This window comes from Desulfolutivibrio sp., assembly GCF_036584575.1.
Lineage (GTDB): Bacteria > Desulfobacterota > Desulfovibrionia > Desulfovibrionales > Desulfovibrionaceae > Desulfolutivibrio.
On record NZ_JAZHDB010000201.1, the window covers coordinates 36803 to 46416 of the forward strand.

The 9614-nt window shown below is 66.3% G+C and carries 9 protein-coding genes; 7 read left to right on the plus strand and 2 right to left on the minus strand.

Annotated features, from left to right (window positions below; all coding sequences use genetic code 11):
* Window positions 1–35: 35 nt before the first annotated feature.
* Window positions 36–398: a hypothetical protein gene (locus V3572_RS14440; RefSeq protein WP_332111719.1), complete on the minus strand. Its 363-nt coding sequence runs from the start codon at window positions 396–398 to the stop codon at window positions 36–38.
* 297 nt (window positions 399–695) lie between these two features.
* On the opposite strand from V3572_RS14440, the gene cobA reads away from it, so the two are divergent.
* The 7 genes from cobA (at window position 696) to V3572_RS14475 (ending at window position 8767) form a co-directional block, all read left to right on the plus strand.
* A complete protein-coding gene (gene cobA / locus V3572_RS14445; protein ID WP_332111720.1) occupies window positions 696–2228 on the plus strand; it encodes a uroporphyrinogen-III C-methyltransferase in 1533 nt (510 codons plus the stop codon).
* Complete coding sequence (gene purN / locus V3572_RS14450) at window positions 2225–2905, plus strand: phosphoribosylglycinamide formyltransferase (RefSeq protein WP_332111721.1); 681 nt, start codon at window positions 2225–2227, stop codon at window positions 2903–2905. The genes cobA and purN overlap by 4 nt, the downstream gene beginning before the upstream one ends.
* A gap of 243 nt (window positions 2906–3148) precedes the next feature.
* Window positions 3149–4207 (plus strand): chorismate synthase, encoded by a 1059-nt coding sequence (gene aroC, locus V3572_RS14455; protein WP_332111722.1) that lies wholly within the window; start codon window positions 3149–3151, stop codon window positions 4205–4207.
* Between the two features lie 45 nt (window positions 4208–4252).
* Window positions 4253–5146, plus strand: a complete 894-nt coding sequence (locus V3572_RS14460; RefSeq protein ID WP_332111723.1) for a DUF1835 domain-containing protein — start codon at window positions 4253–4255, stop codon at window positions 5144–5146.
* A 232-nt stretch (window positions 5147–5378) separates the two neighbouring features.
* Window positions 5379–5840: a methyltransferase family protein gene (locus tag V3572_RS14465; RefSeq protein WP_332111724.1), complete on the plus strand. Its 462-nt coding sequence runs from the start codon at window positions 5379–5381 to the stop codon at window positions 5838–5840.
* 133 nt (window positions 5841–5973) lie between these two features.
* Entirely contained in the window at window positions 5974–6690 is a 717-nt protein-coding gene (locus V3572_RS14470) for a hypothetical protein (RefSeq protein ID WP_332111725.1), read from the plus strand.
* Window positions 6691–6877: 187 nt separating this feature from the next.
* On the plus strand, window positions 6878–8767 hold the full coding sequence (locus V3572_RS14475) for a sensor histidine kinase (RefSeq protein ID WP_332111726.1): 1890 nt from the start codon (window positions 6878–6880) through the stop codon (window positions 8765–8767).
* Between the two features lie 113 nt (window positions 8768–8880).
* On the opposite strand, the gene V3572_RS14480 is transcribed toward V3572_RS14475, so the two are convergent.
* A partial coding sequence (locus V3572_RS14480; protein WP_332111727.1) for an electron transfer flavoprotein subunit alpha occupies window positions 8881–9614 on the minus strand: 734 nt, incomplete at its 5' end.

Sequence of the window (9614 nt, forward strand, 5' to 3'; positions counted from 1 at the left end):
CCGCATGGCGCATGGCGGCGGCAAGGTCGGGGCGGCTACAGGCTGATGTTGAAAAGGCTGGCGGCGTCCGGTCCCCGTTCGACCTCCACGATCAAGCGCCTGGTCTCCTTGGTCATGACCAGGAAGGCCCCGGTCGCAGTGGCGTCGGCCACCTGTGTGGTCCAGCCTTTGGCAGCCATGTCCGATTTGTAAAACGCCGCGATGCGCTCGGGTGTGTCCTGGGACTTGAGCCGGACCATGACGGACTTGGGAAAGTCGAGCACCTGGACGATAACGGCCCCGGGATACACGGCCACCTCGCCCTGGAATCTGTCAGGAAGCATCCCTTCGGCGCGAAGCGGCGACGCCAGAAACACGACCAGCAACGTGCCGAGCAGAATAAGTAGTGTACGGTTCATGCCACCTCTTCGCGACCGGCGTCTTCGCGTGCGTGCGCCGCCGGGCGCGCGGCCTGATGACGGCAGCGGTGACCGGCGCTTGGCGCGTGTCGCCTCCTGCGGATTTTCTGCAAGACCCCATGATCCTTCCCCCAAACCGAAGGAAAAGTCAAAGTGGCGGCCGACGGCGTCGGTTGCGTCAGGCCCCCGGGCGCCGACCGGGGCGGTTCTTGTCAGCCGGGCCGGAAGCCGGTACATGAAACCGGCCGGAACGCGGGTTTCCGGTCATCATTCCCTCTTCCGCCCAAAAGGAACGTCATGCCCAAGGTCTATCTGCTCGGCGCCGGTCCCGGCGATCCGGGCCTGCTCACCCTCAAGGCCAAGGCCGTGCTGCAGACGGCCGACGTGGTGGTCTACGACTATCTGGCCAACAAATCCTTTCTGTCCTACTGCCGCCCCGACGCGCAGATCCTCTACGTGGGGAAAAAAGGCGGCGACCACACCCTGCCCCAGGACCAGATCAACCAGCTTCTGGTGGAAAAGGCCAAGGAAGGCAAGGTGGTGGCGCGCCTCAAGGGCGGCGACCCGTATGTCTTCGGCCGGGGGGCCGAGGAGGCCGAGGAGCTGCTCGACGCCGGGGTGGACTTCGAGGTGGTGCCCGGGGTGACCTCGGCCGTGGCCGCGCCCGCCTATGCGGGCATCCCCCTGACGCATCGGGCCTATGCCTCGTCCGTGAGCTTCATCACCGGACATGAGGATCCCACCAAGGCCGACAGCGCCCATGACTGGGAGGCCCTGGCCAGGTCCGCCTCCACCCTGGTCTTTTTCATGGGGGTGAAAAATCTCCCGGACATCGCCAAAAATCTTATGAGCGCCGGACGTCCGGCCGCCACCCCGGCCGCTCTGGTGCGCTGGGGCACCACCTGTCGCCACCGTTCCCTGGCCGCCGACCTGGGCACCATCGCCGAGAAGGCCAAGGCCGCCGGGTTCGCCGCGCCGTCGCTTTTGGTGGTGGGCGAGGTGGTGCGGCTTCGGGACCGGCTGTCCTGGTTCGAGAAGCGGCCGCTGCTGGGGCAGGGCGTGGTGGTCACCCGCAGCCGGGAGCAGGCCAGCGACCTGGTGCGGCTTTTGGAGGACGACGGGGCCTGCTGCTTCGAGTTCCCGGCCATCGAGATCGCGCCGCTTCCCGACGACGCCCCGGTGCGCCGCGCCGCCCGGGAGCTGTCTGGCCATGACTGGGTGATATTTACCTCGGCCAACGGCGTGGAGGCCTTTTTCGCGGCCATGGCCGCCGAGAACCTGGACGCCCGGGCCTTCGGGCAGGCCAAGGTCGGGGCCATCGGCCCGGCCACAGCCGCCGCCCTGGCGGCGCGCGGCATCCGGGCCGACTTTCTGCCCGAACGCTTCGTGGCCGAGTCCGTGGTGGAGGGGCTAGTGGCCCGGGGCGTGGCCGGGAAATCCGTGCTCATCCCCAGGGCCGAAAAGGCCCGGGAGGTGCTGCCTGAGAAGCTGGCCCAGGCCGGGGCGGCGGTCACGGTGCTGCCGGTCTACGCCACCCGGCCCGTGGACCAGGATCCCGAGGAGATTCTGGACGCCATGCGGGCCGGAGACATCCACTACGTGACCTTCACCTCCTCCTCCACGGTGGACAATTTCTTCGCCAAGATACCTCCCCAGGTCTTTCGGGAGTTCAGCCCGGCCGTGGCCTGCGCGGTCATCGGGCCCATCACGGCCAAGACCCTGGAGTCGTACGGCGTTACCCCGGCGGTCACGGCCGAGGAATATACCGTCCCGGCCCTGGCCCGGGCCGTGGCCCGGCACGCCGCCGCCAAGCGGGACGCCGCGTCATGAAAACCCCTGTCGCCGTCCTCATCTCCGGGTCCGGATCGAACCTCCAGGCCATGTTGGACAAGGCCGCCTCCGGCGTTTTGGCGGCGGATATCCGGCTGGTGCTCTCCAACCGGGCCGACGCCTACGGCCTGGCCCGGGCCGCCAAGTGCGGCATCCCCACGGCCGTGGTGGCGCACGGGGCCTACCCCTGCCGCGAGGCCTTCGACGCCGCCCTGGTGGCGGCCATACGGAAATCCGGGGCCGAGGCCGTGGTCCTGGCCGGGTTCATGCGCATTCTGGGGCCGGGGTTCGTCACAGCCTTCGCCCAGCGCATCCTGAACATCCATCCGGCCCTTCTGCCGAGTTTCCCCGGGGTGCACGGGCAGCCCGACGCGGCCCGGCACGGGGTCAAGATCTCCGGCTGCACCGTGCATTTCGTGGACGAAAAAATGGACCATGGCCCCATCGTCATCCAGGCGGCGGTTCCGGCCCATGCCGAAGACGACGGCAAGGCCCTGGGGGCGCGCATCCTGGCCCTGGAGCACCGCATTTTCCCCCAGGCCGTCCACTGGCTGTGCTCCGGCCGGTTGTCCATCGTCGGCCGCCATGTGCGACTGGCCCCGGCCGACGTCGCCCCGGCCGACATGTCCGGGCTCGGCCCCTGCCTGGTCAATCCGCCCCTGGAACAGGGGTTTTGATGAAGAGGCCAGGGGGGAAACCTTTTAAAAAAGGTTTCCCCCCTGGACCCCCCTTCGAAAATTTTGGCGCGCTTCGCGTCCGCGCTCGGGAGAGAGTATTCTCGCCGAACCACCTGGATTTCCGGGCGCATTCCGAGCGGCGCGACGCGCCGCTCGGAATGCGCCCGGAGTCAGGGGGTCCGGGGGAAATGATTTCCCCCGGGCGGGGTTCGGGGCGGCAGCCCCGAGAGAGGGATGGTCAATATGAGCGGCAACACCTTCGGACGCGTTTTCCGGCTGACCACGTTTGGCGAGTCTCACGGCCTGGCCCTGGGCGGTGTGGTGGACGGCTGCCCGGCGGGCATCCCCCTGACCGAGGAGATGATCCAGCGCGAGCTTGACCGCAGGAAGCCTGGCGGTTCGCCGACCTCCACCACGCGCAAGGAGCCCGACGCCGTGCGCCTGCTCTCGGGGATCTTCGAGGGCCGCACCACCGGTACGCCTGTAGGGTTCATGATCGAGAACACCTGTCAGCGTTCCACGGACTACGACGCCCTGAAGCATCTGTTCCGACCCGGCCATGCCGATGTGACCTATCAGGCCAAATACGGCCTGCGCGACCACCGGGGCGGCGGCCGGTCCTCGGGACGGGAGACGGCCTGCCGGGTGGCCGGGGGGGCCGTGGCCCAGGAGCTTCTGGCGGCGTCGGGCATCCGGGTGACGGCCTGCTGTGTGGAGCTTGGCGGCATTGCGGCGGCCGACGTGGATCATGACGGCGCGGTGGATCGCCCCTTTTTCGCGGCCGCCGATGAGGTCGTTCCGGCCTGGGAGGGCAGGGCGCGCGAGGCCGTGGCCGTCGGCGACAGCCTGGGCGGGATTGTGGAGGTTGTGGCCACGGGGGTTCCGGCCGGGCTCGGGGAGCCGGTCTTCGACAAGCTGGACGCCCGGCTGGCCTCGGCGCTCATGGGCGTGGGCGCGGTCAAGGGGGTGGAGATCGGGGCGGGGTTCGCGGCGGCCCGGCTGACCGGTTCCGTCAACAACGATCCCCTGGTTCCTGCGGGCACGGCCCCGGTCACGAATAACGCCGGGGGCATCCTGGGCGGCATTTCCTGCGGCTGGCCCATCGTGGTCCGGGCGGCGGTCAAACCGATTCCGTCCATCGCCCGGCCCCAGTCCACCATCGACACGGACGGTGACCCGGCCACCATCACCGTGGGCGGCCGCCACGACCGTAGCGCCATCCCGCGCATCGTGCCCGTGCTCAAAGCCATGGCGCTTTTGACCCTGGCCGATTTTCTGCTGTTGCAGCGGCGCATGGGTTGAGGGAACAGCCGCAGGCCCCCGCCGATGGTCGGGAGGAAAAAAGAGATGAACACGATACTTCACATCATAAGCGGCGACATCGCAGGCGGAAGTTTAGCAAAGGCCGGACTTCCCGGGGAGGTCTTCGTCTGGCATGACATCCTCTATGATGGTCCCCGGCAGCCAGGCTGGCCAAGTGAAAAGACGCTCTGCGCCCGGGCGCTGTTTTTAGAGGAAACCACCGCAGGCGGCATGGACCGGACGCGTATTCTAAAAGTGCTGCATACGCAGTATCAAAGACTGGCGGAAGCAGCAGCGGTTGATCATATCGTACTGTGGTTTGACGCCTGTCTTTTTGATCAGTCCATGCTTGCCCATATTCTTGCCTGCCTGGCTCACAAAAAAAATAAAAGAGCAGAACTCATTTGTGTTGATGCATTTCCAGGGATCGAACCATTCCATGGGCTAGGACAACTTCAGCCGGAACACCTCGCATCACTTTACCCGGGCAGGCGTCCCGTCACAGACGGGCAGTTTCGGTTTGCAACGGTCGTTGACCAGGCGTTTGCAACACAGGATGCCGCCGTGTTCGCCGAACTGTCAGAAACGGCCGAGCCGCCTCTCCCCTTCGTTCCGGCAGCGGTCAGACGATGGATGCAGGAAGAACCCGACCCGCAAACCGGGCTGGGGAGGCTTGAAGCGCTTGCCCTTGCGGCGATTCGCGCCGGTTGCGAAACGCCGGGCGAGATTGCAAGGGCCGTGGCTGCCGCCGAAACGCCGCCCCGGTTCTGGGGCGATACGACGTTGTGGGCCAAGATCAATGGGCTTGCGGATCGGGCGCCAGCGCTGGTGCGGATTGAAGGGCCCGGGGGCAGGTTGCCGCAATGGGAGAGCCAGGTGTCGCTTACGGACTTCACCATCAAGGCCTTGCCCAGCCAGCCGTCGCACACGACAGCCTGACAGCCGCCGGAAGCCGTCGTTTTTCCAGGTCACACACTCTCCGGTTTCAGTCGGCGAGGCCGCAGGCCTTGAAATACGAATCCGCGCTTGCCGGGGACTCTGGCGGCCACAGGGTGAAACCTGTGGGAAACTGGAACGTCTCGGCATGTTCTCCCGGAGTGTTCCTTTTCCCCGTTGACGTCTCCGCGACGGTTGTGATATTTTTCACATAACGACGATCCGGAGGACCGCCATGAACCGCTGGGGATCGGGCACGGCCCTGTATCGGGCCTCCCTGTGCTACGCCAAGCTGGCCTTTCTCTACGATGAACTGCTCTTTGCCGCCGTGGCCCGGCCCTACGTCAAATACCTGCCCCTACGGCCCGTGGGCGCCGGGCTGGTGCTTTTGGGACTTGCCGTCTACGCGGCGGCCATCATGCGCCTCTATCAGTCCTATGACGCCAGCCGCCTGGAGACAGGAGGCATCTACGCCCTGGTGCGCCACCCCATGTATGCGGCCTGGGTGGTGTGCATCATCCCGGGGCTGTCGCTGCTTGCGGGCGGGATTTTGGTGCTGAGCGCGCCGATTTTTACCGCCCTGATCTACCGTCTGTCCATCCGGCATGAAGAGCAGTGGCTGGAGTCGCGCTTTGGCGACGACTATCGGCGCTACCGCAGCCGGGTGGGCGGCGTGCTGCCGGGGGTGTCCGGCTGAACCTCTTGTCGCCAGGTCCGGGCCTGCGGCGATGACACCCGGCCCGGGTTCTGCTACAAGGATCGCACATATTTCGTGCGGCCGGACGCGGCGAGCGTCGGCCCGCCCATGATGCTTCGGGAGGGAGGCCGACATGCAGGAAGTACCTGTCAGCCGTCTGATCCGGGTTGACGATCCGGAAACCGTGGCCATGTGGCAGCGGCCAGGGGCTGAAATGCCGCCACAGGCCATTTTTGAGCGTTACCGCCAGGGTTTTTTGCGTTTTCGGCGCATTTCCTGGCCGCAAGACCAGCCCATCCCTCCTGATCTGGCCCGATTCCCCTTCATCGAGCCCTTCCTCATGACCAGTGACCAGAAAACCGAGATGGTGACGGTCGAATCCGACCACATGCTGGTCATCCCCTTGAGCGAGGACGGCAACCGTTTCTGGCGTCTGTACGGCTCGTGGACCAAAGCCGGGCTTGTGCCCCGGGACGAACCCTACCTGACGGTGGAAAAGCGGTTTGAGGACGCCCCGGGCGATCTGCTGTTTCGGGCGTTGCGCAAGGAGCTGGGCCTGACCAAGGTCGGGCAGATCCGCGAGACCCAAAAGCTGCCCGAATTGCGCAGGCTTGGCACCTGGAATGCGGCCGGGTTTTTGTTGCTGAAGATCCTGCGTCCGATCCTGGTCACCCTGTCCGCCGACGCCCAGCCCAAAAGCACCCTGTCCCTGTTGCACCATCTGGGGGTCGAGGTGGCCTCCATCCCGGCCGGGGAGGCCTGGCGGGTAGAGGAATTGTCCAGCCCCAGGGCCAGCTGTTTCCGGGCCGAGGAGATGCCCGGGGAACCGGCCGCCCTGTTCAAGGTCTAACTCCTCCCGCCAAGGCCTCGGCATCTCTTGTCCGAGGCGGCATTCCGGCGTACGCTCCGACGAAAATCGGGAACCCCCGTCTCTTTTTCCCGGAACAAAGGTGTCCGGCCGTGCCCTGCGGACACGTTAGCCTGCCCGGTAGGCAGTAGGACGACTCGAAAGCCGTGCCGCCGGGAACGGGGATGCCATGCGCCTTTTGCCATCGACTATCCGGGGCAGACTGGTTTTGTTGGTGCTGCTCTCCGTGCTTCCGGCCATGGGCCTTTTGGCCCTGTTCTGGCACCAGGAACGGGTGCGGGCCATGGAGTTCGCCCAGGAGGAGGCCAGGCAGCTTGTGGCTGGCGCGGCGGACATCCAGGAGCACATGGCCATCGGCGCCCGGCAGATGCTCATGACCCTGTCCCAACTGCCCGAGGTCCGCGAGCGGGATTCCGTTGCCTGTTCGGCCGCCTTCGCCCGCCTGCTCAAGGAAAATTCCTATTATACCAACATCCTGGCCGTTGACGCGGCAGGTGACATGTTCGCATCGGGCATTCCCGCAGAGGGGCCGGTCACACTTCGGGACCGCAAGCATTTTTTGGATGCGGTGCAAACTCGTGCCTTTTCTTCCGGCGAATACATCATCAGCCGGACATCCTACGAACCGGCCTTCCCCTATTCCTTCCCCTTTTTTTCCGATGACGGCCGCCTCCTGGGCGTGCTCATCGCTGCCGTGCGTCTGAGCTCCATTAAGGACTGGTTTGGCGATTCGCACTATCCCGCCGGAACCATGCTCGGCATCGCCGATCATGCCGGCGTCCGGCTCTACCACTATCCCCCTTCGCCCCAGACCAACCCTCTCGGCAAGCCCATCAAAAAGGAGATGTGGGAAGCGGCGCAAACCTCGGGGGACACCGGTTTTGTCCGCCAGACCGGTTCCGATGGCGTAACGCGGGTTTATGCCTTCACGAAATTGCGACTGGGCAAGGGGCATGAGCCCTCTATGACCTTTTTCGCCGGATTGCCTGTGGAAGCGGTCTTGGACGGGGCATCCCGGGCCCACACCCCCCTTTTGGGCCTGCTCGGCGCCTTGGCGGTGATCTCCCTGGCCGGGGCCTGGCTGCTGGGCGCCGTGTCCATCGGCCGCACCGTGGGCACGCTGGTGGCGGCTGCCGAGCGTTTCGGACGTGGCGATTTTTTTGCCCGTACCGGGATCCCCCACGACAAGGGAGAGCTGGGGCGGCTGGCCGGGGCCATGGACGGCATGGCCGAGGCCCTGGAGCGGGAATCGGCCATGCGCCTCGTGGCGGAGGGCGACCTGCGCGGGGCCAAGGAGGCGGCCGAGGCCGCGAGCAAGGCCAAATCGGAATTTCTGGCCAACATGAGCCACGAGATCAGGACGCCCTTAAACGGCATCCTGGGCATGATCCAGCTTATGGAGCTCTCGGAGCTCAGCAGGGAGCAAAAGGAATATCTGTCGCATGCCGCACAGTCCGGCAAACGCCTGACCGCGCTGCTCTCCGACATCCTGGATCTGTCGCGCATCGAGGCGGGCAAGCTCGTGGTGCGCGAGGAGCCGTTTTCCCTGCCGGACCTTCTTGGCGAGGTGGAGATGCTTTTTCGCCATGTCGCCCGGGAGAAAGGCATCGCCCTGGTGCTGCGGCCGGATGCAGACATTCCCGCAAGGCTTGTCGGCGATGCGGCCAGGCTGCGCCAGATTCTCCTGAACCTGGTGGGCAACGCCGTCAAGTTCACGCCGTCCGGGGAGGTGGCCGTGGAAATCAGCCTCCTACCGGGCCGTCCGCCAGGGACGTTTCGGTTGTTGGTGTGCGTTTCGGACACGGGCATAGGCATCCCGGGCGACCTGCTGGCCACCATCTTCGAACCCTTCACCCAGGTGGAAGGCTCCTACACCCGTCGCTTCCAGGGAGCGGGCCTGGGGCTGCCCATCGTCAAACGCCTGGTGCTGCTTCTGGGCGGCGCCCTGGCCATCGACAGCGCCCCGGGGGAGGGCACGACGGTCTCTTTCCATATTCCCTGCCGCGTGGAGGGGGCCGCCGAGTCCACGGACATTCCCCCCCTCCGGCCGGTCGGTTGACGCCACGCGAGAACGTGGTTTCGCGGGAAATGTTCGCCTGAAAAAACGCCCCGGATGAAATCTCATCCGGGGCGTAACCTGTCGGTGCGCCGCCAAAGTCCGTCGCCGCGACCCTATCCGACCATGGCGTTGACCAGCCGCATGACCGCAAAGGCGTCGGCCACATAGAGCACGTCGCATTTGCCCTGGGCCCAGCCGCAGCCCGCGTCCAGGTTCACCGCCCGGCGCTCGCCGATGAACCGCCAGCCCACCACATGCGGCTCCTCGCCGTGGCAGCAGGTGGCCAGTCCCTTGGGATGGCGCGGGGTGGCCCCGGTCTGTCCCACCTGGTGCAGGTGGGTGAGAAACGGCAGCACGGCCTGGCCCTCGCCGCTCATGTCCACCAGGGACTTGCTGCTGCCAAGGGAGGCCTGGGCCTTGGTGGTGAATCCCAAAATGAGCTCCGCCGCCTCGGGGATGTGGGGCTGGCCGTCGGCCTGCTTCTTGGTCCATCCCGCCCCGGCCACGAACAACAGCGCCGCGTCCGGACGGATGGTCTGCTCGTCGGCCGAGGGCGCCAGGATCTCCTTCACCGTGGTGCGCGTGGCCACATCCGCCACCGCCACGGCCTGGACCGCAGCCTGGCCCGGGGCGCCGTCAGAGGCCGCAAACACGCCGCCGGAGACGGTGACGAACCAGGGCCGCTGGGCCCGGGTGACCTCGGCGAACATGCGCTGCCGGTAGTGCCAGCGTTGCACGAAGGCCGCGCCGTCCTTGGCCGCCAGGGCCGTGACGTGGGCGTCCGTGCGGCCGCTGTAGGTACGGGGCGATTTCCGGGTTTGCGCCCAGGACCATGGCCTGCGGCCCT

Coding starts and splice junctions, on each gene's coding strand:
- V3572_RS14440 (WP_332111719.1), bottom strand. CDS start 398: ATGAACCGTACACTACTTATTCTGCTCGGCACGTTGCTGGTCGTGTTT.
- cobA (WP_332111720.1), top strand. CDS start 696: ATGCCCAAGGTCTATCTGCTCGGCGCCGGTCCCGGCGATCCGGGCCTG.
- purN (WP_332111721.1), top strand. CDS start 2,225: ATGAAAACCCCTGTCGCCGTCCTCATCTCCGGGTCCGGATCGAACCTC.
- aroC (WP_332111722.1), top strand. CDS start 3,149: ATGAGCGGCAACACCTTCGGACGCGTTTTCCGGCTGACCACGTTTGGC.
- V3572_RS14460 (WP_332111723.1), top strand. CDS start 4,253: ATGAACACGATACTTCACATCATAAGCGGCGACATCGCAGGCGGAAGT.
- V3572_RS14465 (WP_332111724.1), top strand. CDS start 5,379: ATGAACCGCTGGGGATCGGGCACGGCCCTGTATCGGGCCTCCCTGTGC.
- V3572_RS14470 (WP_332111725.1), top strand. CDS start 5,974: ATGCAGGAAGTACCTGTCAGCCGTCTGATCCGGGTTGACGATCCGGAA.
- V3572_RS14475 (WP_332111726.1), top strand. CDS start 6,878: ATGCGCCTTTTGCCATCGACTATCCGGGGCAGACTGGTTTTGTTGGTG.